Genomic DNA, 24487 nt, shown 5'->3' on the forward strand with positions numbered 1-24487 from the left:
TCAGACCAGGTAGTCGGAGAGCGAACGGGGAACGTACTTGCCGCGGCCGGCCCGGCCCCGGTACTCGCCGCCGGAGACGAGGACCTCGCCGCGGGACAGGACGGTGTCGACCCGGCCGTCGATCTCCCAGCCCTCCCAGGCCGAGTGGTCCATGTTCATGTGGTGGGTCTCGACGCTGATCCGGGTCCGCCCGTGCGGGTCGTAGAGCACGATGTCGGCGTCCGAGCCGGGTGCGATGACGCCCTTCCTGGGGTACATGCCGAACATGCGCGCCGGCGTGGTCGCGATCGTCTCCACCCAGCGGGCCAGCGACAGCTTGCCGTCGACCACGCCCTGGTAGAGCAGGTCGACGCGGTGCTCGACGCTGCCGATGCCGTTCGGGATCTTCGAGAAGTCGCCGAGGCCCAGTTCCTTCTGGTCCTTCATGCAGAACGGGCAGTGGTCGGTCGAGACCACGGACAGGTCGTTGGTGCGCAGGCCCTGCCACAGGTCGGCGCGGTGGCTCTCGTGCTTGCTGCGCAGCGGTGTGGAGCAGACCCACTTGGCGCCCTCGAAGCCGGGCGTGCCGAGCTGGTCCTCCAGGGTCAGGTAGAGGTATTGCGGGCAGGTCTCGGCGAACACGTTGCGGCCCAGGTCGCGGGCGGCCTTCACCTGCTCGAGGGCCTTCGAGGCGCTCAGGTGCACGATGTAGAGCGGGCAGTCGGCGGCCACGCTCGCCAGCCAGATCGCCCGGCTGGTCGCCTCGGCCTCCAGCTCCTGCGGCCGGGTGAGGCCGTGGTGGATCGGGTCGGTCTCGCCGCGTTCGAGGGCCTGCTTGACCAGCACGTCGATCGCCGGCCCGTTCTCGGCGTGCATCATGATCATCGCGCCGTTGTCGCGCGCCTTCTGCATGGCCCGCAGGATCTGCCCGTCGTCGGAGTAGAAGACGCCCGGGTACGCCATGAAGAGCTTGAAGCTGGTGATGCCCTCGGCCGTGACGAGCTGGTCCATGGCCTTGAGCGCGTCGTCGTCCACGCCGCCGAGGATCATGTGGAAGCCGTAGTCGATGTGGCAGTTGCCGCCGGCCTTGGCGTGCCAGGCGGCCAGCCCGTCCTGCACGACCTCGCCGTAGCGCTGCACCGCGAAGTCGATGATCGTGGTGGTGCCGCCGATCGCCGCGGCCCGGGTGCCGGTGTCGAAGGTGTCGCTGGCCGCGGTGCCGCCGAACGGCAGCTCCATGTGGGTGTGCGCGTCGACGGCGCCCGGGATCACGTACTTGCCGGTGGCGTCGATGACGTCGGGGCCCTCGGGTGCCCGGCCGGGCGCGAAGATCGCCGCGATGGTCTCGCCGTCGATCAGGACATCGGCGGGGTACGGGCCGGTGGTCCCGATGACCGTCCCGCCCTTGATCAGCGTGCTCACAGCTCCACCGTCCTGGTGTAGCTCTCCGGCCGCCGGTCGCGGTAGAACTGCCAGCGTTCCCGGACGGTCTTGATCAGGCCCAGGTCGAGGTCGCGGACGATCAGCTCGGGGTTGTGCGTGTCGCCGACCTCGCCGACGAACTTGCCCTCCGGGTCGACGAAGTAGCTCTGGCCGTAGAAGTCGTCGTCGCCGAGCTCCTCGATGCCGACCCGGTTGATCGCGCCGATGTAGTACTCGTTGGCGACCGCGCTGGCGGGTTGTTCGAGCTGCCAGAGGTACGAGCTCAGGCCGCGGCTCGTGGCCGACGGGTTGAAGACGATCTGCGCGCCGCCCAGGCCCAGCTCGCGCCAGCCCTCGGGGAAGTGCCGGTCGTAGCAGATGTAGACGCCGACCTTGCCGACGGCGGTGTCGAAGACCGGGTAGCCCAGGTTGCCGGGACGGAAGTAGAACTTCTCCCAGAAGCCGTTGACCTGCGGAATGTGGTGCTTGCGGTACTTGCCGAGGTAGGAGCCGTCCGCGTCGACCACCGCGGCGGTGTTGTAGAGGACGCCCTCCTGCTCCTTCTCGTACATCGGCAGCACCATCACCATGCCCAGCTCGGCGGCGAGGGCCTGGAAGCGCTCGGTGGTGGGGCCGGGGATCGACTCGGCGTACTCGTAGTAGGCCGCGTCCTGGACCTGGCAGAAGTACGGCCCGTAGAAGAGCTCCTGGAAGCAGATCACCTTGGCGCCCTGTGCTGCGGCGTCGCGGGCATAGTCCTCGTGGGCCTTGATCATCGATTCCTTGTCACCCGTCCAATTCGTCTGGACGAGGGCGGCACGAACGACGTCGGACATGACTGCTGCCCCTCTCAATTGATCTTTATGAGCGTTCACAACCCGGAAACAAGGCTGTGAGCGTGTGTCTACTCCCCGTCATAGCCCCAGCGCTAGGGCTTGCTTGTGGCGGCCGGATGCCGTAGGACACTAACGACACAGATTCATGCGAACAATTGCCCGTACGTAACCAAATGTTTCTGAGAGGTAATTTGATCGGGCCAATAGTGGACGCTGTGGACGACCGCAGCGCCCGGGGGATCGCTGCGGCCATCAGCCGGATGATCACGGCCGGAACCCTGCCGCAGGGCGCCCGGCTGCCGACGGTTCGCGACGTCGCGCGGTCGCTCGGGGTCAGCCCGACGACCGTCAGCGAGGCGTGGCGCAGCCTGACGCGGGCCGGGGTTCTCCAGACGCGGGGTCGGTCCGGCACGTTCGTCGCGGCCCCGGCGGTGCCCCGGCAGCGCTGGCGCTATTCGCAGATGGGCGCGGTGGGCCCGGTGTCACGCGACCTCTCCACCGGCGTACCCGACCATGATCTTTTGCCGGATCTGACGGACGCGCTCAAGCGCATCGGGGACGGGCGGCTGACGACGAGCTATCTCGACGCGCCGGTGCTGCCCGCGCTCGAGGAGCTGCTGCGGTCGCGATGGCCGTGCGAGGTGGAGTCGCTGACCGTTGTGGACGGCGCGATGGACGCGCTCGATCGGATCATCGGGGCGGTCGTCCGCTTCGGCGATCACGTGATCGTGGAGAACCCGGCCTTCCCGCCGCTGCTCGACCTGCTCCAGACGGTCGGCGCGACGGTGATCGGGGTGCCGCTGGACGGCGCGGGGATGATGCCGGACCGGCTGCACGCCTGCCTCGCGGACCATCCGGCGGCCGCCGTCTTCCTCCAGCCGAGGGCGCACAACCCGACCGGGGTGAGCATGACGCCGGCGCGGGCCGCGCAGCTCGCCGAGATCCTCGACGGCTTCCCGGGCGTGCTGGTGGTCGAGGACGACCACGCCGGCGACATCGCCTCGGCGCCGCCCGTCAGCCTGGGCACGCCGCGGACCGTCCACGTGGCCGGATTCTCCAAGTCGCACGGCCCCGACCTGCGCCTCGCGGCGGTCGGCGGCCCGGCCCGGGTGATCGCGGCGGTGGCCGACCGGCGGCTGCTCGGCCCCGGGTGGTCGAGCCGCCTGCTCCAGGCGGTGCTGCTCGACCTGCTCACCGACCCGGCCGCCGTCGCCCAGGTGTCCGCCGCCCGCGAGGCCTACGCGTCGCGGCGCCGGGAGCTGCTCGCCGCCCTGCGCGAACGCGGCGTCACCGCCACCGGCGACGACGGCATCAACCTGTGGATGGCGGTCGACGATCAGCAGATGGCGATGGTGTCCCTGGCCGCGCACGGCATCGCGGTGGCGCCCGGCGCCCCGTTCTGCGTGACGCCCCTGCCCGCCGACCACGTCCGCGTCACCGCCGGCCTGGTCGCCGCCGGCTTCGACACCCTCGCCGACGTCCTCGCCGGCGCCGCCCTCCTGACCAGCCGCGGCAGCGGCCCCCGAACCCGCCCCCACCCCCGTGGCTGGCGATGACCCCGCACCCCAAGGAGCCCCTCATGAGCGACGATCTGCTGGCCCGGCACCGCGCGGTGCTGCCGAGCTGGATGCCGACCTACTACGGCGACGACGCCCTCGAGATCGTCGAGGGGGACGGGCGCCGCGTCACCGGCAGCGACGGCCGCACCTACCTCGACTTCTTCGGCGGCGTGCTGACCACGATGATCGGCTACAACATCCCGGAGATCGCCGAGGCGGTCCGGCGCCAGCTGGCCACCGGCGTCGTGCACACGTCGACGCTCTATCTGATCCGGCAGCAGGTCGAGCTGGCCGAGAAGATCGCGCGCGTCTCCGGCATCCCGGACGCGCGGGTCTTCTTCACCAACTCGGGCACCGAGGCCAACGAGACCGCGCTGCTGATGGCCACCAACCTGCGCCGCTCCAACCAGATCCTGGCGATCAAGAACAGCTACCACGGCCGGACGTTCGCCACCATGGCGATCACCGGGCACCGCAGCTGGTCGTCGAGCGCGCTCACCCCGCTCAACGTCTCGTGGCTGGCCTCCGGCGACCGGCTGCGGGGCCGGATGGCCGGCCTGTCCGACGACGCGATCCTCGACGCGGCCGTCGACGACCTGCGCGAGGTGCTCGCCACGGTCACCGCCGGGGACGTGGCGGCGCTGATCGCCGAGCCGATCCAGGGTGTCGGCGGGTTCGTGGCGGGCCCTGACGGCCTGCTCGGCGCGTACCACAAAGTCCTGTCGGAGCACGGGATCCTGCTCATCGCCGACGAGGTGCAGACGGGGTGGGGCCGCACCGGCGAGCACTTCTGGGGCTATCAGGCGCACGGCGTCACCCCCGACCTGATCACCTTCGCCAAGGGCATCGGCAACGGCTTCGCCCTCGGCGGCGTGGTGGGCCGCGCGGACGTGATGAACGCGGTGCCGGCGATCAGCTTCTCCACCTTCGGCGGCAATCCGCTCTCGGCGGCGGCCGGCAACGCCGTCCTGGACTACGTGCTCGACCGCGACCTCCAGGCCAACGCCGCCCGGGTCGGCGCGATCCTGCTCGACGGCCTGCGCGCGCTCGACCTGGCGATCGTGGGGGAGGTGCGCGGCAAGGGCCTGATGATCGGCGTCGAGATCGTCCACCCGGGAACGTCCGAACCGGACCCGGCAAGCACCCTGCGCGTCTTCGACGAGTGCCGCGCCGGTGGCCTGCTGGTGGGCAAGGGCGGGCTCTACGGCAACGTGCTGCGGATGGGGCCCGCGCTGACCCTCACCGAGGACGAGGCGCGCGAGGGCCTGCGCATCCTCGTCGATGCGCTGTCCCGTGTCGACACTGAAAGCCGCATCTAAACCCTGTTTTGTCCGGACAGCGAGAACTTTTGCTTGATCTGAAGAAACTTAGCTTCACTTTCGACGAAACAGATCGGTAACCTATCGAGCGACGTCGTTCGATAGGAGATCGCAATGCCGCAGTCACTGAACCGTCGTCAACTCCTCGGCGCCGCTGCGGCGGCCGGCGCCGCGGCCACCATCGCCGTTCCCGGGGCCGCCCACGCGGGCGGCTCCCACGGCGGCAGTCTGCACCGCGTACCGCTTGACCAGATCAGCGTGCAGCTCTACACGCTGCGCAACCAGCTCGCGATCGACCTCGACGCGAGCCTCGCCGAGCTCGCCGAGATCGGCTACAAGCGCGTCGAGCACGCCGGGTTCGTCAACCGCACCGCCGCGCAGTTCCGGGCGGCTCTCGACCGGGCCGGCATCAGGGCCACCTCCGGCCACGTCGGCATCCCGCAGCCGTGGAACGCCGACACGTGGAAGCGCGCCCTCGACGACGCGGCCATCGTCGGCAACAAGTACATCGTCCACCCGTTCTTCGGCCAGGGCCCGAACGGCCCGATCCGCGACGCCGCCGTCTACCGGGCGTTCGCGGCCGACCTCAACAAGGCCGGCGCGCTGGCCCGCAGGGCCGGGCTCCAGTTCGGCTACCACAACCACCACGCCGAGTTCTTCCGGCAGAACGGGACCAGCCTGACCGGCATGGACATCCTGTTCCGCGAGACGGACCCGCGCCTGGTGCACTTCGAGGTCGACCTCTACTGGGCCTTCCGCGGCGCCCACGACCCGGTCGACCTCATCAAGGAAAATCGCGGCCGCATCAAGCAGGTGCACGTCAAGGACCTCGACGTGAACGCGAGCTTCGCCGACCCCGGCGACGGGCTCATCGACTTCGGCCGCATCTTCGAGCACTCCAAGGAGGCCGGACTGATCGAGTACATCGTCGAGCGCGACGACGCCGGCTCCCCGCCGCGCACGCCCGAGCAGGCCCTCGTGACCGCGGAGCGCGGTTACGACTACCTCGCCGGATTGAGGTTCTGATGATCCGTAAGCTGTCCATCCTGGGTGCCGTCGGCGTTGCCGTGCTGCTGACGCCCTCCGTGGCGGTGGCGGGTGGGTCCACCGCCCCGCTGCCACCCTCGTCCGACTTCCAGAAGGTCACCCTCAACGACTTCCCGGGCGAGCCCATCGCGATCGCCGTCCTGCCGGACCGGCGGGTGCTGCACACGGCCCGCACGGGACAGGTGCGCATCCACGAGCCCGCCACCGGGCGCAACGTGCTGGCCGCGACCATCCCGGTCTACCTGCACGACGAGGAAGGCGTGCAGGGCATCGCGATCGACCCCGACTTCCAGCACAACAAGTGGGTCTACGTCTACTACTCGCCGGTGCTGAACACGCCGGCCGACGACCCGGCGACCCCGACGGTCAACGAGGGCGACGCGCCGACCGAGGGCACCCCGGCCGACTTCGCGCCGTTCAAGGGCCACCTCCAGCTGTCGCGCTTCAAGCTGATCGGCAGCACGCTGCGCCTCGACACCGAGCAAAAGATCATCCAGGTGCCGGTGGACCGTGGCCAGTGCTGCCACGTCGGCGGCAAGATCGACTTCGACAGCAAGGGCAACCTGCTCCTGTCGACCGGTGACGACTCCAACCCGTTCGCCTCCGACGGCTACGCGCCCATCGACGAGCGGGCCAACCGCAACCCGGTCTTCGACGCCCAGCGCAGCGCGGCCAACACCAACGACCTGCGCGGCAAGGTGCTCCGGATCAAGGTCGGCCAGAACGGCGGCTACACGATCCCCAAGGGCAACCTCTTCAAGCCGGGCACGCCCAAGACCAAGCCCGAGATCTACGCGATGGGCCTGCGCAACCCGTTCCGCTTCACCGTCGACCCCGAGACCGACGTGATCTACCTGGGCGACTACTCGCCGGACGCGCAGAACGCGAACCCGGCGCGCGGTCCCGCGGGTCAGGGCCGCTGGCTCGCGATCGACAAGCCGGCGAACTACGGCTGGCCGTACTGCGCCGACGCCGACAAGCCGTACGTGGACTACGACTTCGCCACCGGCACGTCCGGCGCGCCGTTCAACTGCGCGGCGCCGGTCAACGAGTCGCCGCGCAACACGGGCCTGCGCAACCTGCCGCCGGTCGAGAAGGCCGAGATCGCCTACTCGTACGGTCCCAGCGCGCAGTTCCCCGAGCTCGGCACCGGCGGCATCGGCCCGATGGGCGGTCCGGCGTACGACTACGACAAGCGGCTGCGCTCCGCGATCAAGTGGCCCGAGGCGTTCGACGGCAAGCCGCTGTTCGCCGAGTGGACCCGCGACTGGGTCAAGGCGCTCACGCTCGACCGCCGCAACCAGGTCACGAAGATCGAGTCGGTGCTGCCCGAGCTCGTCTTCGACAACCCGATGGACCTCGAGTTCGGCCCGGACGGCGCGCTCTACGTCCTGGAGTACGGCGACGGGTACTTCGCCGAGAACCCCGACGCCCAGCTCTCCCGGTTCGACTACGTCCGCGGCAACCGCACGCCGATCGCGAAGGCCTCGGCCACGCCGACCTCCGGGCAGGCGCCGCTGATAGTGCAGTTCTCCAGCGCCGGCACGGTGGACCCGGACGGCGACGCGATCCGGTACGAGTGGTACCTGGACAACGACAACCGGGTCGACTCGCGCTCGCCGAACCCGACGTTCACCTACACCCAGAACGGCAACTACCGGCCGACCCTCAAGGTCACCGACCGGACCGGCCGCTCCTCGTCCGCCGAGGTGATCCTGCCGGTCGGCACGGCGGCGCCGGTGGTCACCTTCACCACGCCGCAGGAGGGCCAGCCCTTCCAGTTCGGTGACACGGTGAACTTCCAGGTGCAGGTGACCGACGACCAGCCGGTCGACTGCTCCCGGGTGACGGTGACCTACATCCTCGGGCACGACGAGCACGGGCACCCGCTCTCCACGGCGTCCGGCTGCACCGGCTCGATCACCACGTTCGTCGACCCCGGCCACGCCGGCGCCGGCAACCTGACGGCGGTGTTCGTGGCGTCGTACACCGACACCGGCACCCCGGCGCAGACGGGCACGGCGACCGTCGTGCTCGAACCCACCTCCTGATAACCCCGCGTTCACCCGGCCGGTCCCTCCGGGGCCCGGCCGGGTGCCGCTTTCTACCCACTACGGCGCATTCGTACGCTGTCGGAACCGGAAACCCTTCATGTTCTCTCCCGTAATCGGGGTGGAACATTAAGATGCTGGTCACACGGCACTGTTGAGATCGCCTCGCACGGGTGACAGTGACCTCGTGACAGAGACAACGGTCATCCTCGTGCTGGTGGTCGTCACAGCCCTCGGCTTCGACTTCACCAACGGGTTCCACGACACGGCCAACGCGATGGCCACCTCCATCGCGACCAAGGCCCTTCGGCCCAAGACGGCCGTCGCCCTCTCCGGCGTCCTCAACCTGATCGGCGCCTTCCTCTCCGTCGAGGTCGCCCTCACGGTCAGCAACGCGGTCGTCAAGATCCAAAACTCCGACGGTACGCCGAAAGAGGCGCTCACCGCGGACGGCGGAGAGGCGCTGCTGCTCATCATCCTCGCGGGGCTCATCGGAGGCATCGTCTGGAACCTGCTCACCTGGCTGCTCGGCCTGCCCTCGAGCTCGTCGCACGCGCTCTTCGGCGGCCTGATCGGCGCCACCGTGGCCGGCCTCGGCTGGGCCGGCGTCAACTGGAACGGCGACGGCTCGAAGCTGGACGGCGTGGTCGGCAAGGTGATCCTCCCGGCCGTGCTGTCCCCGGTGATCGCCGGCGTGGTGGCGGCGGTCGGCACCTGGCTGATCTACCGCATCACGGTCGGCGTCGCGAAACGCTTCACCGAGAACGGCTTCCGCTGGGGTCAGATCGGCAGCGCCTCGCTCGTCTCGCTCGCGCACGGCACCAACGACGCCCAGAAGACGATGGGTGTCATCACGCTCGCGCTGATCGCCGCCGGCGACTGGACCGACACCAAGAACATCCCGTTCTGGGTGAAGGCGTCCTGCGCGCTCGCCATCGCGCTCGGCACCTACCTCGGCGGCTGGCGCATCATCCGTACGCTGGGCAAAGGTCTCGTGGAGATCGCCCCGCCGCAGGGTCTCGCCGCGGAGAGCTCGTCGGCCGCGGTCATCCTCGCGTCGAGCCACCTCGGCTTCGCGCTGTCCACCACCCACGTGGCGACCGGCTCGATCCTCGGCTCCGGCGTCGGCAAGCCGGGCGCCCAGGTGCGCTGGCGGGTGGCCGGCCGCATGGTCACCGCCTGGCTGATCACGCTCCCGGCGGCCGGTGTCGTCGGCGCCCTCATGTGGTACCTCGGCGACCTGATCGGCGGCCTCGCCGGCGCCATCGCCATCTTCGTGGTCCTGCTCGCCTGCGCCGCCGGCATGTACCTGCGCTCGCGCCGCACCCCGGTCGACCACAACAACGTCAACGAGGAGTGGGACGCGACGACCGCGGACACCCCGCGCGAGCCCGCCGGAACGGGAGTCTGACCCATGAGCAACCTGGGATTCGCGCTCGAGGGCGCCTGGAAGGTCCTGCTCGCCGGCCTGCTGCTCGGCGCCGGCCTGCCCGCCCTGTTCGCCCTCGGCATCCGCTCCCTCGCCTGGGGCGCGGGCGGCGACGCGGAGGTCAGCCACGCCCGCCCCAACCCGCTCGGCACGGTCCTCGGTTACGCCCTGTTCGCGATCGTGATCCTCGGCGTCCTGCTGGGCATCACCTTCATCGTGGCGAGCGGCTTCGGCAAGACGATCAGCTTCGACCACATCTACCCGACGATCGTGGACAAGTGATGACGGACAGCCGCTCCAACTTCCTCACCCGAGCCCTCGACTGGTTGCGCGCCGGCTACCCGACCGGCGTGCCCCGCCAGGACTACGTGGCCCTGCTGGGCCTGCTCCGCCGCAAACTGACCGAGGACGAGGTCCGCAAGATAGCCGCCGAACTGGCCACCCAGGCCCAGCAGACCGGCGGCGACCCGATCACCCCCGCCGACATCGAAGCCATGATCAACGACGCCGCCCTCCAGGAGGCCACTCCCGAGGACATCGTCCGGGTTTCCGCCCACCTCGCCGCGGGCGGCTGGCCCCTGGCCGACCCACCCCGCGACTGATCCGCACGCCGCCGCTCATGGCTCCGGCACATGCTGATCGGCCTACCGGCGTCTCGAGCCCCGGCGCCTCCCAGGCACTCGAGGACATCGCGCGTCGCGCTCCTGTGTTTCGAAGCGGACGAGCGCCGCTGCCACCGCGACGTGATCCTGCGCGAGCTGCACGGCCGAGCGGGAGCAGCGCAGGACTGAGGCGATCTCCAGAAGATCGGCCGCCTCCTCGGCAAGGCGGTCGATGGTGTCAACGGGCATCAGGAAAGGCGATGTGCCAGGTCTCGTCGTCGTGACCGATCAACGCGGAGACGGTGTCTCGGGCGTTGGTGCGAGACCCTTCAGGTGGGGAACCCAGCGATCTCGGGGTTGTCGTCGCCGTCGGGCTGGGGAAGGGGGAAGCGCACCCCCGTGATCTCCTCCGAGACGGTCCACAGGCGTGTGGCCGTCTGAGGGTCGAGCGCCGCGGGCGCCGGCCGCAGCTCGGTGGGGGCGCCTCGCAGCTCGCCCGGGCCGCCGGGGCCGATCAGCCGGCCCGAGGTGGCTGTGGGGCTGGTGGCGGCGTGCAGGGTCGGGCGGGCGCCCTGGGCGGCGGGGACCGCCAGCAGCCGGTTGCCGAGCTTGGTGAGGATCAGGCGGTTGAGGCTGGGCCTCATGGCGGCCTGCAGGCCCGTGGCGGCGTAGCCGGGGTGGGCCATCAGGCTGCGGACGGGTGAGGCGGCGGCGGTCAGGCGGCGGTGGAGTTCGAGGGCGAACAGGGCGTTGGCGAGCTTCGAGCCGTTGTAGAGGCCGGCGCCCAGGTCGGCGAAGTCGATGCGGCCCTTCTTGTGCAGGACCGAGGTCACGGTGACCACCCGGTCGGTGAGGCGGTCGAGCAGCAGGCCGGTCAGGGCGAAGTGGGCGAGGTGGTTCACGGCGAACTGGATCTCGTGGCCCTGGGCGCTTCGCCGGGTGGGTGGGTCCATGACACCGGCGTTGTTGATGAGGACGTCGGCGTGGGTGACGGTGGCGGCGAAGGCGCGGACCGAGTCGAGGTCGGCCAGGTCGGCGTGGCGCAGGTCCACGGACGCCGCGGGCAGGGCGGCGGTGGCTTCGCGGGCCTTGCGCTCGTTGCGGACGGGGAGGATGACGTGGGCGCCGCGGCGGGTCAGGGCCTCGGTGGCGGCCAGGCCCAGGCCGCCGGCGGCGCCGGACGCTGGGCGATCAGATGCGGGCCGAGCTGGAGAGCAGGCCCGCGGGGGAGCCGACCGCGGTGGCGCTGCGGCACGCGGTGGAGGTGGCGATCCTCGACTGCGCCGGCAACACGGAGCGGGCGCTGCCGGTCGTGCAGTTGGTGCTGCGCACGCCGTCGCTCTACGCGCGGTCCCTCGGGCAGCAGGCGGGCTGGCGGGAGGCGCTGGCCGACGTGCTCGCGCGGCGGCTCGGGCGGGACCGGGCGAGCGACCTCTTTCCGGGGCTCGCGGCGGGGATCGCGCTGACCGCGCTGGAGGACGTGCTGCGGCGGTGGGCCGCGAGCGAAGGGTCGGCCGATCCGCTGGCGCTCACCGAGCGCGCCTTCGACGTGATCGCGCCGGCCCTGGATCGCTGAGCCGGTAGGCGGGGACGCGCGCCCGCGGTTGGTGCGCGCGTCCCCCCGTACGAAATCAGTTTGTGAGGGTCCGGGAAAGCACGCCGATGTCGGGCTGATCGGTGAAGAGGCCGTCGATGCCGGTCTTCAGGAAGGTGATCTGCTCGTCGATGGCGCGGCCGTAGGCGTTGGGGTCGGTGCCCACGCGGTAGTCGGCCGGGAGGAACTGGTTCTCGGCGCGGAAGGTGTACGGGATGACCTTGAGGCCGGCCGCGTGCGCGTCCTTGACCAGCGACGACGGGGTGCCCAGCGTGCCGTCGGCGTTGCGCGGGATGACCTGGCTCTTGTCGGGGCCGATGCCGTCCACGTAGGACGACAGCTCCTTGAGGCCGGCGGGGGTCAGATACTGGGCGTACGTCTTGGGGTCGTTGAACGGGGAGCCGCTCGCCGAGGTCAGGAAGACCAGGTTGACCTGGACGCGGAACTTGGTGTTGAGGTCCTTGAGGTTGACCGCCTCGAACGACTGGATCCACACCTTCGCGCCGCGCTTGTTGAGGCGGGCCCGGTCGAGAGCGCGCACCAGCGGCGTCTCCAGGTCCAGGCCGAGCCGGCGGAAATAGGTGGGGTGCTTCGTCTCGGGGATGACGCCGATGTCGCGGCCCAGCTCCTTGGAGAGGCGTGCGCGCAGCTCCAGCACCTCGGTGAAGGTGGGCACCTCGAAGAGCTTGTCGTAGAGCGTGTTCTCCTGGCGCACGGCGGGGAGCCGCTCGATCGCCCGCAGCGTCTTGAGCTCGGCGAGGGTGAAGTCGTTGGTCCACCAGCCGGTCACGCTGACGCCGTCGAGCACGACGGTCCTCTTGCGGTCGGCGAACTCGGGACGCGACGCCACGTCGGTGGTGCCGCTGATCTCGGGCTCGTGCCGGCAGACGAGGACGTGGTCCTTGGTCGAGACCAGGTCGGGCTCGATGTAGTCGGCGCCCATGCGGGCGGCGAGCTCGTACGACGCGAGCGTGTGCTCCGGGCGGTACCCGGAGGCGCCGCGGTGCCCGAAGATCTCCGGCTGCCTGCGGCTGGTGGTGTGCGCTGCCGCGGGTGCGGCGACGGCCCCGGCGAGTGCGGGCGCAGCGGCGGCGACGGCGCCCATGCGCAGCACCTGACGTCGGTCGGCCACGAGGTCCTCCACGGGACTCGGCGCCGGCGACCGTCGCCGGTGGGTCCCTCGGCAAAGTCGATGCGACGCGATCAACGTCGCGGCAACCTCGACGTGGCGATCACGGAAACTGCACGAAAAGGGCGGGGCGTTCACCCTGGGTTCACGCTGAGTTGGTGCCTTGCGGTTACGTTGCGCTCCTGGACTGGGGAGAGGTCGCGATGCCGACGAACGGTGACCTGACGCAACTGCTCGGCCACAACCTGCTCGAGGGCCGCGCGCTGGCCACGAGTCGCGAATACGGGCTGATGGCCCGGCCCGGCGCCCGCGCCTATGAGTCCCGCGAGGCCGGCGTCGAGGTTCTCGTGGACGACGCCGACCGGGTGACCACCGTCGTTCTGCACTTCACCGGCGACAACGGCTTCAAGCCGTTCCAGGGCATGATTCCGGGGCGCGGCGGAACGATCGGGCGGCGCAGCAAACTGTGGGCGGCCCTGGGCCGGCCGGTCAGCAGCGGCGACGTCGACGAATGGCCGTTCCCCTCGTTCGTGATGCGGGCACAGTACGCACCGGACGGCGAGACATTGCTTCGCCTGGTGCTCGGCCGGTAGGTACGCTCGGGCGATGTTCTCGCCCCAAGGCCCGTCGCTGCGCGAGCTGACCGTCCAGGCGCTGTCCTCGGTCGAGCGCGGCTACGACCTGCTGGCGCCCAAATTCGACCACACGCCGTTCCGGACGCCCGCCGGCGTGTTGTCCGCTTCCGCCGAGGCGCTGGGCGGGCCGTACGAAAGTGGCCTCGACGTCTGCTGCGGCACCGGGGCGGGCCTCGGCGTTCTCACGTCGCTGTGCTCGTCGCGGGTGACCGGGGTCGATTTCAGCGAGGGCATGCTCGCCGAGGCGCGCCGCGCTTTCCCGTCGGCCACATTGGTGCGAGCCGATGCTCGGGCGCTGCCCTTCACCGAGGGCTTCGACCTGGCCGTCTCGTTCGGCGCGCTCGGGCACTTCCTGCCCGGGGAGCGGCCGGCGCTTTTCGAGGGCGTGCATCGGTCCTTGCGCCCGGGCGGGCTCTTCGCCTTCGCGATCGGCGAGCCGCCGCCGGTCACCTCGGTCGCCCACTGGGCCACTGTCGGTTTCGACGTCGTCATGCGGGTGCGCAACGCGGTCTGGCGGCCGCCGTTCGTGATGTATTACCGCACCACGCCGCTGCCCGCGCTGCGTGACGACCTCACCGCCGCCGGATTCACCGTCAGTGAGGTCGCCCTCGAGACGGTCGGTTGCCGCCTCGTTCTGGCGCGCAAGGAGCGTTAGCCTTCCGCCCTCGCCAGCGCGTACGTGACGTGGGTGACCAGCGACGCGGCCCGCGAGGACACCTGCCGCAGCTGCCGCGCCGGCACCCCGTCGAAGAGCCGCTCACCCGCGCCGAGGACCACCGGGGCGATGTGCAGCCGCAGCTCGTCGATCAGGCCGGCGGCCAGGAACTGCGCCCAGGTCCCAGGCGCCGCGGCCGGGACCGAACATGTTGCGCCCCATGATGAACGCGTCGGCGGCCGTGATGGCCGCGATCTCCTCGGCGTTCTCCTCGGGGGTCTCGAACATCCACTGGTGCAGCACGTCGGTGGGGCCGTCGCCGAACGGCTTCTCCCGCGTCTGGTTCACGCCCGCGGCATATCCGTCGGCAGAGATCGCCAGGTCGCACGTGATGTAGGCCATGGCTCCGCACCCTAGGCGAAACCGGTTGTAAACTGCAAGCGGTACGGCGGAAGGACGTGTGACATGGCCGGCGAGCACCGCTCCGGGTGCCCCATCAACCTCTCCCTCGAGGTCCTGGGCGACAAGTGGTCCCTGCTGATCATCCGGGACATGATGTTCGGCAACCGGCGCCACTTCCGCGCCCTGCTCACCGAGTCGGAGGAGGGCATCGCCTCCAACATCCTGGCCGACCGGCTCGCCCGCCTCACCGAGCTCGGCATGATCACGTCGGCCCCCGACCCGTCGCACAAGCAGCGCATCCGGCTCAGCCTCACCGAGCCCGCCATCCAGCTGGTGCCCGTGCTCGCCCACCTCGGCGCGTGGGGCCGCCGTCACCTGCCGGTCAGCCCCGAGCTCGCCATCCGCGCCGAGCTGCTGGAGGCCGGCGGCCCGCCGCTCTGGGACGACTTCATGGACGAGCTGCGCGAGCTGCACCTCGGCACGCCGCGCCCGCCCGGCACGCCGTCCGTGCTCGGCCGCCTCACCGAGGCGTACAGTGCGATGTGCTCGCAGCGATCACCGGAACCTCAGGCCGCGTCGGCGCCGCCGTCGCCCAAGCCCTGACCGCCGCCGGCTGGCTGGTCAGAGGCGTCGACCGCGCGCCGGGCCGGCACACCACCGTCCTCGGCGACCTCCGCGACGAGCGGGTGCGAGCCGAGGCGGTGCGCGACGCCGACGTCATCGTGCACTCGGCGGCCCTGCACGCCCCGCACGTCGGTGTCCCGCCGACGCGCTGTTCCGCGCGGTCAACGTCGATGCCACCGCCGCCCTGCTCGACGCCGCCGGCCCGCGGCGGTTCGTCTACATCAGCAGCACCAGCGTGTACGGCCACGCGCTGGTCCCCACGGACCGGGCGGTGTGGGTCGACGAGAGCGTGCGGCCCCGCCCGCGCGACATCTACGACGAGACAAAGGCGGCGGCCGAACGCCTCGTCGGCGCCGGCCCCGCGCCGATCGTGCTGCGCATCGCGCGCTGCTTCCCGGAGCCGCCACCCGTCCTGGCGAGCCGCCTCCTCCACCGGGCCGTCGCGCTGAGCGACGTGGCGGCCGCCGTGGTCAGCGCCTGCGCCGACAGCTCCGTGACCGGCACGTACAACATCGCCGGCGACTACCCCTTCACCCGCGCCGACTGGGTGGCCCTGCACCACGACGCCGCGGCGGTCATCGAGTCGCGCGCCCCGTCGATCGCCGCCGTCTTCCGCGACCGGGGATGGCCGCTGCCCCGCACGATCGACCGCGTCTACGACTCCAGCGCCGCGGCCCACGCGCTCGGCTACCGTCCCCTAGGCTGGCACGCGTCCCTCTCGTCCGCGATCGCCGCCGGAGGCCCGGGTGCATGACGTGATGGCCAAGCTGGACGCGATGGCCGACCCCAAGATCCTCGAAGTCAACCAGCGCCACGGCGACGACCACGCCGTCAACCTGACCAAGCTGCGTGCCCTCGCCAAGGAGCTGAAGACCCAGCAGGACCTGGCCCGCGAGCTGTGGCAGACCGACGACTCCGCGGCGCGGCTGCTGGCCCTGCTGATCTGCCGTCCCAAGGAGTTCAGCCGCGACGAGCTCGACACCATGCTGCGCTCGTCCCGCACCCCCAAGGTCCACGACTGGCTGGTCAACTACGTCGTCAAGAAGAGCCCGTACGCCGAGGAGCTGCGCCAGGCATGGCTCGCCGACCCGGACCCCGTGGTCGCCAGTGCCGGCTGGGCCCTCACCACCGAGCGCGTCTCGCGCAAACCGGCGGGCCTCGACCTGCCCGGCCTCCTCGACGTGATCGAGGCCGAGATGAGGGACGCGCCCGACCGCCTCCAGTGGGCCATGAACCACTGCCTCGCCCAGATCGGCATCGACCACCCGGCACACCGGGCCCGCGCCCTCGACATCGGCGAGCGCCTCGAGGTCCTCAAGGACTACCCGACCCCGCCCAACTGCACGTCGCCGTACGCCCCGATCTGGATCAACGAGATGGTCAGCCGCCAGAACGCGTAGCCCACACGAGCACGCCCCGCTTGCGCCGGCCCGCACGCAGGCGACCGGCGCCGGCCGCCGTCAGACTCCGAAGGCCGGCGGGTATTCGACCCGCCCGCTCGGACAGGGCCGGGTCTCGTCGAGCCGCAGCGCCATGAACGCCTCGTCGGGCACGTCGAACGGAGCGGTGATGCCGAAGCGGGAGGCCGGGACGAACCCGAAACGCGGGTAGTACCCGGCATGCCCCAACACGACGACCAGGCTCTCCCCGTCGAGCCGGGCGGCGGCCAGCCCCGCGGTGATCGCCGCGGTGCCGGCTCCCGTCCGCTGACAGGCGGGCACCACAGCGCAGGGCGCGAGCGCGAGAGCGGCCTCCCCGCCGACGTGACACCGGGTCAACAGCGCATGCCCGACCGGTGTCCCGTCCGGCGCCACCGCCACCACCGAGAGCCCGTCGATCCACGCCTTCGGGTCGGCCCGCAGGGCCTCGACCAGATCGGCCTCGAACGACGTCGGGAACGCGGCACGGTTGATCGCCCGAACGGCCGCGACGTCCGCCGGCGTCTCGGCGCGAGTGGTCCACGTGGTCATGCCGCCGATTCTGCCCCGCGGCTCATCGCCTGGCCGCATACCATCGGTGACCGATGAGCGCCGTGTTCGATGCCGTCGAAGCCTACGAGGCAGCTTTCAGCTACCGCGACGTCCCGGCCGAGGTCGATCTCCTCGGTGCCTGGTTCGAGCGTCACCACGGCGGCGCGCCCCGGCGCGTGCTGGAACTGGCCGCCGGCCCCGGCGACCACACGCTCGAGTTCGCCCGGCGCGGCGTCGCGGCCACGGCGCTGGACAGCTCCGCGGCGATGTGTGCCCGCGTCCGCGACCGTGCCGTGCGATCCGCCCTGCCGGTGGAGGTCGTCGAGGCCGACATGACCGGCTTCGTTCTCGGCTCCCGCTTCGATCTCGTCCTGCTGCCGCTCGACTCGGCCTCGCTGCTGCTGACCGACGCGGCGATGGCGGCCCTCCTGCGCTGCGCCCACGAGCACCTGACGCCGGGCGGCCTGCTCATCACCGACCTGGCCGCGGGCGGGGGAGCCAAGCCGGAGTGGACCGTCGAGACACCCGGCGCGACGGTCCGGACCCGGTGGGGCTCACCGGACGATGTGTACGATCCCGCCACCCGGATCGAGCAGGTCCACGTGCGCATCACGGTCACCCCGCACGGCCACGGCAGCCCCGAGACCGTGGTCGACGAGGTCGTCGCCGCGCGCGCCTGGACCAGTGACCATCTCGTGCGGCTGGCGCCGGCGGGCGGCTTCGACCTGCTCGCCCGCTACGGTTCGATGACCGGCGACATCCCGGCCACCGACCGCCACGCCTCGCGCGACATCCCCGTCCTGCGCCGCGCCCACGTCTCAGCATGACCCGGCGCGACTACTCTCTGGCCGATGGAGCGTCAGACGCGGGCCCTGCCTCAAGAAGACCTCGCGGCCCTGTTGGGCCTGGTCGTGGTCGTGGACGGCGAGCTGCTCGCCGGCCGGCTGCCGCCCGAGCTGACCGAGCGCCTGATCAGCCGCCTGCTGCCCGCCGGCGCGTCGGCCGGCGAGCTCAACGCCGCGCTCAGCGACCTCGCTCAGCGCCTGCACTGGGCGGCCGGTCACGGCGTGGACCATCCGCCGCCGATGCGTCACACCGGCCACGAGCTCGCCGTCCCGGCCGGTGCCGTCGCCGCGTGTGTGGCCGCGCTGCGGGAGATGGGCGCGGAGTCCGTGCGCGAGGAACCCGGCCCGATGATCGTCGCGGCCTTCCCCGAGCTCGCTCCGGACCCGGCCTACGAGCGGCGCGTCGAGCAGCTCACCGCCCTGGCGGCGACGTGCGGGGGTGAATACCGGGGCGCGAGCTGGTAGAGACCTTGTCGGCCTGATGGGCGAGCCACGTGTTCAGGGCCAGGACCGCGCCGCCGCACAGCAGGATGACGACGATGAGGATGCCGAGCATCCAGTGCCAGACCGCGGAGGGGGTGTCCGCTTCCGTGGCTTCGAATGGCCACGGGGAATCGTCGTCCGGAGAGTCCACAATGACGGACGCTACCGAGTGCCGTTGCGTATTGGCGCTGTTTTTGGCCAATGGCTTTCTCAGTTCAGCAGGATGGTGCGGATGGTGGCGGTCAGCCGGTCGATGAGCTCGCCGGCCGGCATCGCTGCGAGGGGGCCGTCGGCGAGGACGTAGCGGCTGAAGGCCACCCCGATCAGGTGGGCGCCCATCGTGTCGACGCGGGCGGCCAGGTCGGGGGAGTCGAGGACCTTGGCGTAGCCGTCGGTGGCGGTGCGGCGCAGCGTGTGCAGCAGGGCCTTGGCCGCCTGCTGGTCGCCGGCGGCGCTGCGGATGAGCGCGATGACCGGGTCGGCGCCCTGTGACGACTCGAGGCGGTGGACGAAGGAGGTGGCGATGCGGCGGGGAAGCCCGTCGATGTCGTCGTCGAGAACGCCCTGGAAGAGGGTGTCTTGGTCGGGGGTCATGGCGGTGGCGAAGAGCTGCTCCTTGGTGGCGAAGTGCAGGACCACGAGGCCGTGGGTGACGCCGGCGCGGCGGGCGATCTCGCGGATGGTGGCCTTTTCGTAGCCGCGCTCGGCGAAGACCGCGCGGGCGGCGGTGAGGATGGCGGCCTGTTTGCGCGCGGGGTCGCGGGTGCGCTTGGGGGCGGGGTGTGACATACCTCCTACTGTACACGTGGTTAGTAGTGGTTGTGGCCGTTTTTCGCCGCCCGTTGGTCGCGCACGCAAACAATTTCCCTTTCCGGCTGAGTACTGTCGCCGCCGAATGGAAGGGAAGGCGAAAATGGGCGACAAAGAATTGCGCGCGGCCGCGCGGATCGTGCACCTGCCGGGCGACGAGGGATACGACCGCGCCCGCACCACCTGGTCCCTCAGCGCGGACTTGCACCCGGCGGCCGTGGTCTATCCGGAGAGCACCGACGAGATCGGCGCGGTGCTGCGGGCCGCCGGCGAGACCGGCCTGCGGGTCACCCCGGTCGGCACCGGCCACAACGCGCACCCGCTGCGCGACCTCAGCCGTACGATCATGCTGCGCACCGAGAGGCTGAACGGCGTCACGATCGACGCGCCCGCGCGCCGGGCCCGGGTGCAGGCCGGCACGACGTGGATGCCGGTGGTCGAGCAGGCGGCCGGGCACGGCTTCTCCGCGCTGCACGGCTCCGCGCCTGACGTCGGCGTCGTCGGCTACACCGCCGGCGGCGGGCTGAGCTGGTACGGCCGCAAGTACGGCCTCGCCGCCAACCACGTGCGCGCGGCCGAGCTGGTGCTCGCCGACGGCTCGTGGCTGCGGGTCGACAAGGACAACGACCCGGACCTGTTCTGGGCGGTCCGTGGCGGCGGCGGCAACTTCGGTGTGATCACGGCGCTCGAGTTCGACCTGCTGGACTTCGCCACCTCGTACGCGGGAATGCTCGCCTGGGATCTGAGCAAGGCGCCCCAGGTGCTCCAGCGCTGGCTGGAGTGGACCGCCGAGGTGCCCGACGAGGTCACCACCGCGTACCGGCACCTGCGTTTCCCGCCCATCCCCGACCTGCCCGAGCCGTTCCGCGGCCGCGACTGGGTGATGATCGACGGCGCGCTGCTCACCGGCGACGAGGAGGCCGAACGGCTGCTCGCGCCGCTGCGCGAGCTCAAGCCCGAGCTGGACACGTTCGCCCGGGTGCCGTCGCCCGTGGTCTCGCGCATCCACATGGACCCGGAGGAGCCGACGCCCGGCGACGGCACCGCGGGCCTGCTCGACGCGCTCCCGGCGGAGGCCGCCGGCAAGCTGCTCGAGGCGGACGCCACGAACCGGCTCTTCTCGACCGAGCTGCGTCACCTCGGCGGCGCGCTGAGCCGCACCCGGCCCGACGGCGGCGCCGTGTCCAGCCTGGACGGCCAGTTCCTGATCTCCGTCGTGGGCGTCGTCGTCAACCCGGAGATGCAGCGGGCGGTCGTCGCCGAGTCGGAGCGCATGGTCGCGTCGCTGAGCGACTACTCGCGCGACCGCATCTACATCAACTTCCAGCAGACCCAGGGCGACACGTCGCGGGCCTTCGCCCCGGCGGCCTGGAAGCGGATCGAGGAGATCCGCCGCCGCGTCGACCCGAACAAGACCCTGCAAGCCAACCACGAGATCTAGAGGGGTACGCCGGCCATGAGCCTTGAGCGCAGGACACCGCAGAACACCGCCATCGTGCTGGTCGACTACGTCACCAGCTTCAAGAACACGGTCAAGACCCAGTCGCCCGACGCGAACGTCACGGGCGCCGTCGCCCTCGCCAAGATGGCCCTCGGGTTCGACGTGCCACTGGTCGTCACCGCCGGGCCGGAGGGCGACCCGCGCGGCCCGATGTACCCCGAGCTGATCGCCGAGCTGAACGGCCACCCGGTCGTGGCCCGCTGGGACGCGTTCAACGCCTTCGACGCGCCCGGCTTCCCCGAGGCGATCGAGGCCACCGAGCGCAAGCACCTGGCCATCGCGGGGCTCACCACCGACGTGTGCGTGCTGCACACCGCGATGGGCGCGCTGCGCCGCGGCTACGAGGTCTCGATCGTCGTGGACGCCACGGGCGGCACCGACCAGGCCACCCACGACGCGGCGATCGGCCGCCTCGTGCAGGCGGGCGCGACCACCACGAGCTGGATGTCGCTCGCCACCGAGCTGGTCGGCCTCTACGCCAACGACACCAAGGGCACCCTGCCGCAGCTGCTGGCCCTGGACGCGGGCTTGTCGGCGGCCGGCCTCAACGAGGTGCTCGCCGACCTCTCGCCCACCCAGGGGTGACCGGGGCCCGGGGCCGCGCCGGACGGCGCGGCCCCGGAGCGGATCAGAGGCGCAGCTCCGGCCAGTCGAGCAGGCCCGCGCCGAGGTCGCGGACCGTGGCGAGCAGGCCCAGGCGAGCCGCGCGCAGCGACGGGTCCTCGGCCATGACGAAGACCTCGTCGAAGAAGCGGGCCAGCGGGGCGACCAGCGGGCCCACGGCCGCGGTGAAGGCGAGCAGGTCGGCGCCGAAGTCGGCCTTCACGGCGGAGACCGCCTCGTGCAGCGCGACCTCGGCCGGCTCCTGGAGGACGGCCGGGTCGTAGCCGGCGGTGGTGTCGGCGGGGACGATGCGGCGGGCCCGCTGGATGGCCGCGGCGACCGCCACGAAGTCGGGATTGCTCACCAGGCCGTCGAGCTGGCTCAGCAGGGCGTCCACCACCGACGGACGGTCGTAGTGGACCAGCGCGGCGCGCACCCGGTCGACCGGCCGGCCCTCCTCGACCAGCGCCTGCTCGAGACGCCGGGCCAGGAACTCGCCCGCGGCGGACAGCACCTCGGCGGAGACCGGCACGGGCTGCTGCTCGGCCGCCGTCGCGAGGCCGGAGACCAGCGAGAAGTCCGCGAGGGCCGGGTGCGCCCGGTGCACCGCGAGCAGGCCGAGCACGGCACGGCGCACCGCGAAGGGGTCGCTGCTGCCCGTGGGCAGGCCGACGGTGGCGGCGAGGCCGGTGACCAGGTCGAGCCGGTCGGCCAGCGACAGCAGCGCGCCCGGGATCGAGGCCGGCAGCGCGTCGCCGGTGTGGCGGGGCAGCTCGGCCTCGTAGATCGCCGCGGCCACGTCCCGGGGCTCGCCGGCGTGCAGCGCGTAGTCCTGCGCCATCACGCCCGCGAGCGAGGTCATCTCGGTGACCAGCTGCGAGCCCAGGTCGAACTTCACCAGCCGGGCGGCGCGGTTGAGGGTCGCCGACGAGAGGCCGAGCGACGACGCCACCGAGGAGGCCAGCGTGGCGATCCGCGCGGCGCGGTCGGCCATCGAGCCCAGCTTGTCGGTGAACGTGAGCCGGGTCAGGCGCTCGCGCATGTCGGCCGGGGACGTCGACCGGTCGGCCCGGTAGAAGAAGGCGGCGTCCTCGTACCGCGCGCGCAGCACCGCCTCGTTGCCCGCCCGCACCAGCTCGACGTCGACCGGGCCGTTCGCCACGGTCACGAACATCGGCAGCAGCTGTCCCGACGCGTCGCGCACCGGAAGGTAGCGCTGGTGCTTGCGCATCACGGTGGTCAGCACGGCGTCGGGCAGCGACAGATAGCTCTCGTCGAACGTGCCGAGCAGCGGCGTCGGCGACTCCACCAGGAAGCTGATCTGCTCGATCAGCGCGGCCTCGCCCCGCACGTCGACGCGGCCCTCCGGGTAGACGTGGTCCTGCGCGCCGGTGACGATCAGGTCGTGCCGGTCCTCCGGGTCGGCCACGATGCCGGCGAGCGCCAGCGTCTCCATGAAGGTCTCGGCCGACGCGATCTCGACGACCGGCGTCTCGGAGGTGCGCAGCAGCCGCGTCTGCCGTCCCGCCGCGAGCGTGCCCAGTGCCACCGGCACCACGTCGTCGCCCCACAGCGCGGTCAGCCAGCGGATCGGCCGGCTGAAGGAGAGCTGCGGGTCGTTCCACCGCATGTTCTTCGCGCCGCGCAGGCCGGACACGACCTTCGCGAGCACGCCGGCCAGCACGGTCGCTGCCGCGCCACCCGCTTCGTGCTTCTCCACCACATGATGCTGTACGCCGTTGAGCACGGCGGTCGTGAGCGCGTCGACGGTGACGCCCTGACCGCGCGCGAACCCCTCGACGGCCTTCTCGGGGGAGCCGACCTTGGGACCCTTCACCGTGCGTACGTGATCGGCCTCGCGCGCCGCGACCGAGGCGACCACCGCGATCAGCCGGCGCGGCGTGGCGAAGGTGCGCACCTCGTCGTGCTCGAGGCGGGTGCCGGCGAGCCCCTCGGTGAGCGCCCGCTCCAGGTAGGCGCGGGCGGCGCGGGCCTCGGCGGGCGGCAGCTCCTCGGTGCCGATCTCGAAGACCAGCGTGCGCGCGGCGGTCCGCTCGGCCGGCGTGGAGTAGGCCGCGGCCGGGGGCAGCGGCGAGACCAGGCCCAGCGGGTGGCCGAGCTCGTCGCGGCGGGCCACCCACAGCTTGGCGACGTCGCCGGCGAGGCGGCGCATGCGGCCGAACTCGGCGGCCCGGTCGGCGGTGGAGACCGCGCCGCGGGCGTCGAGCACGTTGAACGCCTGCGAGCACTTCAGCACGTACGTGTGGGCCGGCACCGGGAGGCCGGCGTCGATGAGCCGCTGCGCCTCGGCCGCGTAGATCTCCAGGAGCTGGCGGTTCGCGGCCACGTCCGCGTCGTCGAGGTAGTAGCGCGACATCTCGTACTCGCTCTGGCCGAACACCTCGCCGTAGGAGATGCCGTCGCCGTACTCGATGTCCTTGAAGTGCGTCTTGTCCTGCAGCGCCATGATGATGCGCTCGATGCCGTAGGTGATCTCGACCGACACCGGGTCGAGGTTGAGGCCGCCGGCCTGCTGGAAGTAGGTGAACTGGGTGATCTCGAGGCCGTCGAGCCAGACCTCCCAGCCCAGGCCCCAGGCGCCGAGCGCGGGGGAGGCCCAGTTGTCCTCGACGAAGCGCACGTCGTGCGCCTTCACGTCGATGCCGAGCGCTTCGAGGCTGCCCAGGTAGAGCTCCTGCGGGTTGCCCGGGTCGGGCTTGAGGATCACCTGGAGCTGGGTGTGTGTCTGCAGGCGGTTCGGATTTTCGCCGTAGCGCGAGTCGTCGGGCCGCACGGAGGGCTCGACGTAGACGACCCGCCACGGCTCGGGACCGAGCACCCGCAGGAAGGTCGCCGGGTTCAGCGTCCCCGCACCGACCTCCGTGTTCATCGGCTGGACCGTCAGGCATCCCTGAGCGGTCCAGTACGCGGTCAACCGGGCCAGCGCGTCCTGCATGGTGAGCATGGGACCGAAGTCTAGGACTCGCCGGAT

At 71.4% G+C, this 24487-nt stretch carries 26 protein-coding genes and 2 pseudogenes; 19 read left to right on the forward strand and 9 right to left on the reverse strand.

The window, feature by feature from the left end; genetic code table 11:
• Positions 1-1401 carry a dihydropyrimidinase gene (gene hydA / locus Ade02nite_RS06050; RefSeq protein WP_203760513.1) on the reverse strand — a complete coding sequence of 467 codons (1401 nt, stop codon included), beginning with the start codon at positions 1399-1401 and terminating at the stop codon, positions 1-3.
• On the reverse strand, positions 1398-2237 hold the full coding sequence (locus tag Ade02nite_RS06055; protein ID WP_203760514.1) for a nitrilase-related carbon-nitrogen hydrolase: 840 nt from the start codon (positions 2235-2237) through the stop codon (positions 1398-1400). Before Ade02nite_RS06055 ends, hydA begins: the two co-directional genes overlap by 4 nt.
• A 215-nt stretch (positions 2238-2452) precedes the next feature.
• Here Ade02nite_RS06055 and Ade02nite_RS06060 point away from each other — a divergent pair, with 215 nt between their 5' ends.
• The 8 genes from Ade02nite_RS06060 (at position 2453) to Ade02nite_RS50685 (ending at position 10433) form a co-directional block, all read left to right on the forward strand.
• Complete coding sequence (locus Ade02nite_RS06060; protein WP_239168569.1) at positions 2453-3793, forward strand: aminotransferase-like domain-containing protein; 1341 nt, start codon at positions 2453-2455, stop codon at positions 3791-3793.
• A gap of 23 nt (positions 3794-3816) precedes the next feature.
• Positions 3817-5115, forward strand: a complete 1299-nt coding sequence (locus Ade02nite_RS06065; protein ID WP_203760516.1) for an aspartate aminotransferase family protein — start codon at positions 3817-3819, stop codon at positions 5113-5115.
• A 114-nt stretch (positions 5116-5229) separates the two neighbouring features.
• The gene (locus tag Ade02nite_RS06070; protein WP_203760517.1) at positions 5230-6141 is read left to right on the forward strand and encodes a sugar phosphate isomerase/epimerase family protein; all 912 of its coding nucleotides are present in this window, start codon (positions 5230-5232) and stop codon (positions 6139-6141) included.
• Entirely contained in the window at positions 6141-8213 is a 2073-nt protein-coding gene (locus Ade02nite_RS06075) for a PQQ-dependent sugar dehydrogenase (protein WP_203760518.1), read from the forward strand. Before Ade02nite_RS06070 ends, Ade02nite_RS06075 begins: the two co-directional genes overlap by 1 nt.
• Positions 8214-8400: 187 nt before the next feature.
• Positions 8401-9624 carry an inorganic phosphate transporter gene (locus Ade02nite_RS06080; RefSeq protein ID WP_203760519.1) on the forward strand — a complete coding sequence of 408 codons (1224 nt, stop codon included), beginning with the start codon at positions 8401-8403 and terminating at the stop codon, positions 9622-9624.
• A gap of 3 nt (positions 9625-9627) precedes the next feature.
• A complete protein-coding gene (locus tag Ade02nite_RS06085) occupies positions 9628-9924 on the forward strand; it encodes a hypothetical protein (protein ID WP_203760520.1) in 297 nt (98 codons plus the stop codon).
• Positions 9924-10244 (forward strand): DUF3349 domain-containing protein, encoded by a 321-nt coding sequence (locus Ade02nite_RS06090; protein WP_203760549.1) that lies wholly within the window; start codon positions 9924-9926, stop codon positions 10242-10244. The genes Ade02nite_RS06085 and Ade02nite_RS06090 overlap by 1 nt, the downstream gene beginning before the upstream one ends.
• A gap of 30 nt (positions 10245-10274) precedes the next feature.
• Entirely contained in the window at positions 10275-10433 is a 159-nt protein-coding gene (locus Ade02nite_RS50685) for a DUF488 family protein, N3 subclade (RefSeq protein ID WP_203760521.1), read from the forward strand.
• A gap of 140 nt (positions 10434-10573) precedes the next feature.
• Here Ade02nite_RS50685 and Ade02nite_RS06100 read toward each other — a convergent pair.
• Positions 10574-11410, reverse strand: a pseudogene (locus Ade02nite_RS06100) (SDR family NAD(P)-dependent oxidoreductase); the annotation flags it as partial.
• 29 nt (positions 11411-11439) lie between these two features.
• Between Ade02nite_RS06100 and Ade02nite_RS06105 the strand changes: the two are divergent.
• Complete coding sequence (locus Ade02nite_RS06105) at positions 11440-11820, forward strand: acyl-CoA-like ligand-binding transcription factor (RefSeq protein ID WP_203760522.1); 381 nt, start codon at positions 11440-11442, stop codon at positions 11818-11820.
• Positions 11821-11875: 55 nt separating this feature from the next.
• Here Ade02nite_RS06105 and Ade02nite_RS06110 read toward each other — a convergent pair whose 3' ends face one another.
• On the reverse strand, positions 11876-12970 hold the full coding sequence (locus Ade02nite_RS06110; protein WP_203760523.1) for a glycerophosphodiester phosphodiesterase: 1095 nt from the start codon (positions 12968-12970) through the stop codon (positions 11876-11878).
• Between the two features lie 200 nt (positions 12971-13170).
• Here Ade02nite_RS06110 and Ade02nite_RS06115 point away from each other — a divergent pair, with 200 nt between their 5' ends.
• Entirely contained in the window at positions 13171-13560 is a 390-nt protein-coding gene (locus Ade02nite_RS06115) for a hypothetical protein (RefSeq protein ID WP_203760524.1), read from the forward strand.
• A gap of 13 nt (positions 13561-13573) precedes the next feature.
• Entirely contained in the window at positions 13574-14257 is a 684-nt protein-coding gene (locus Ade02nite_RS06120) for a class I SAM-dependent methyltransferase (protein ID WP_203760525.1), read from the forward strand.
• Here Ade02nite_RS06120 and Ade02nite_RS49080 read toward each other — a convergent pair.
• Together Ade02nite_RS49080 and Ade02nite_RS06125 are read right to left on the reverse strand one after the other, a co-directional pair.
• On the reverse strand, positions 14254-14424 hold the full coding sequence (locus Ade02nite_RS49080) for a dihydrofolate reductase family protein (RefSeq protein WP_307871202.1): 171 nt from the start codon (positions 14422-14424) through the stop codon (positions 14254-14256). The two genes, Ade02nite_RS06120 and Ade02nite_RS49080, sit on opposite strands and share 4 nt — an antisense overlap.
• Positions 14360-14659, reverse strand: coding sequence for a dihydrofolate reductase family protein (locus Ade02nite_RS06125; RefSeq protein WP_239168570.1), 300 nt, complete (start codon positions 14657-14659; stop codon positions 14360-14362). The genes Ade02nite_RS49080 and Ade02nite_RS06125 overlap by 65 nt, the downstream gene beginning before the upstream one ends.
• Positions 14660-14722: 63 nt before the next feature.
• Here Ade02nite_RS06125 and Ade02nite_RS06130 point away from each other — a divergent pair, with 63 nt between their 5' ends.
• The 4 genes and pseudogenes from Ade02nite_RS06130 to Ade02nite_RS06145 all read left to right on the forward strand — a co-directional run bounded on the left by Ade02nite_RS06130 (position 14723) and on the right by Ade02nite_RS06145 (position 16683).
• Positions 14723-15262 carry a winged helix-turn-helix transcriptional regulator gene (locus Ade02nite_RS06130; RefSeq protein ID WP_203760526.1) on the forward strand — a complete coding sequence of 180 codons (540 nt, stop codon included), beginning with the start codon at positions 14723-14725 and terminating at the stop codon, positions 15260-15262.
• A pseudogene (locus Ade02nite_RS50690) lies at positions 15202-15348 on the forward strand (NAD-dependent epimerase/dehydratase family protein); the annotation flags it as partial. The gene Ade02nite_RS06130 and the pseudogene Ade02nite_RS50690, both read left to right, overlap by 61 nt.
• 119 nt (positions 15349-15467) lie before the next feature.
• Entirely contained in the window at positions 15468-16037 is a 570-nt protein-coding gene (locus Ade02nite_RS49085) for an NAD-dependent epimerase/dehydratase family protein (RefSeq protein WP_275409880.1), read from the forward strand.
• Positions 16030-16683 carry a DNA alkylation repair protein gene (locus tag Ade02nite_RS06145; RefSeq protein WP_239168571.1) on the forward strand — a complete coding sequence of 218 codons (654 nt, stop codon included), beginning with the start codon at positions 16030-16032 and terminating at the stop codon, positions 16681-16683. Before Ade02nite_RS49085 ends, Ade02nite_RS06145 begins: the two co-directional genes overlap by 8 nt.
• Before the next feature lie 60 nt (positions 16684-16743).
• Here Ade02nite_RS06145 and Ade02nite_RS06150 read toward each other — a convergent pair whose 3' ends face one another.
• Positions 16744-17253 carry a GNAT family N-acetyltransferase gene (locus Ade02nite_RS06150; protein ID WP_239168572.1) on the reverse strand — a complete coding sequence of 170 codons (510 nt, stop codon included), beginning with the start codon at positions 17251-17253 and terminating at the stop codon, positions 16744-16746.
• Positions 17254-17306: 53 nt separating this feature from the next.
• On the opposite strand from Ade02nite_RS06150, the gene Ade02nite_RS06155 reads away from it, so the two are divergent.
• Positions 17307-18080 carry a class I SAM-dependent methyltransferase gene (locus Ade02nite_RS06155; protein WP_203760530.1) on the forward strand — a complete coding sequence of 258 codons (774 nt, stop codon included), beginning with the start codon at positions 17307-17309 and terminating at the stop codon, positions 18078-18080.
• A gap of 24 nt (positions 18081-18104) precedes the next feature.
• The gene (locus Ade02nite_RS06160) at positions 18105-18563 is read left to right on the forward strand and encodes a hypothetical protein (RefSeq protein ID WP_203760531.1); all 459 of its coding nucleotides are present in this window, start codon (positions 18105-18107) and stop codon (positions 18561-18563) included.
• Positions 18564-18791: 228 nt separating this feature from the next.
• Here Ade02nite_RS06160 and Ade02nite_RS06165 read toward each other — a convergent pair whose 3' ends face one another.
• Positions 18792-19370 carry a TetR/AcrR family transcriptional regulator gene (locus Ade02nite_RS06165; RefSeq protein WP_203760532.1) on the reverse strand — a complete coding sequence of 193 codons (579 nt, stop codon included), beginning with the start codon at positions 19368-19370 and terminating at the stop codon, positions 18792-18794.
• Positions 19371-19494: 124 nt separating this feature from the next.
• Here Ade02nite_RS06165 and Ade02nite_RS06170 point away from each other — a divergent pair, with 124 nt between their 5' ends.
• Complete coding sequence (locus Ade02nite_RS06170; protein WP_203760533.1) at positions 19495-20832, forward strand: FAD-binding oxidoreductase; 1338 nt, start codon at positions 19495-19497, stop codon at positions 20830-20832.
• Between the two features lie 15 nt (positions 20833-20847).
• Positions 20848-21477: an isochorismatase family protein gene (locus Ade02nite_RS06175; protein WP_203760534.1), complete on the forward strand. Its 630-nt coding sequence runs from the start codon at positions 20848-20850 to the stop codon at positions 21475-21477.
• 43 nt (positions 21478-21520) lie between these two features.
• Here the strand turns inward: Ade02nite_RS06175 and Ade02nite_RS06180 are convergent, their stop codons facing one another.
• Positions 21521-24460 (reverse strand): glycine--tRNA ligase, encoded by a 2940-nt coding sequence (locus Ade02nite_RS06180; RefSeq protein ID WP_203760535.1) that lies wholly within the window; start codon positions 24458-24460, stop codon positions 21521-21523.
• Positions 24461-24487 lie beyond the last annotated feature (27 nt).

It is taken from the genome of Paractinoplanes deccanensis, from assembly GCF_016862115.1.
GTDB classification, from domain to species: Bacteria; Actinomycetota; Actinomycetes; order Mycobacteriales; family Micromonosporaceae; genus Actinoplanes; species Actinoplanes deccanensis.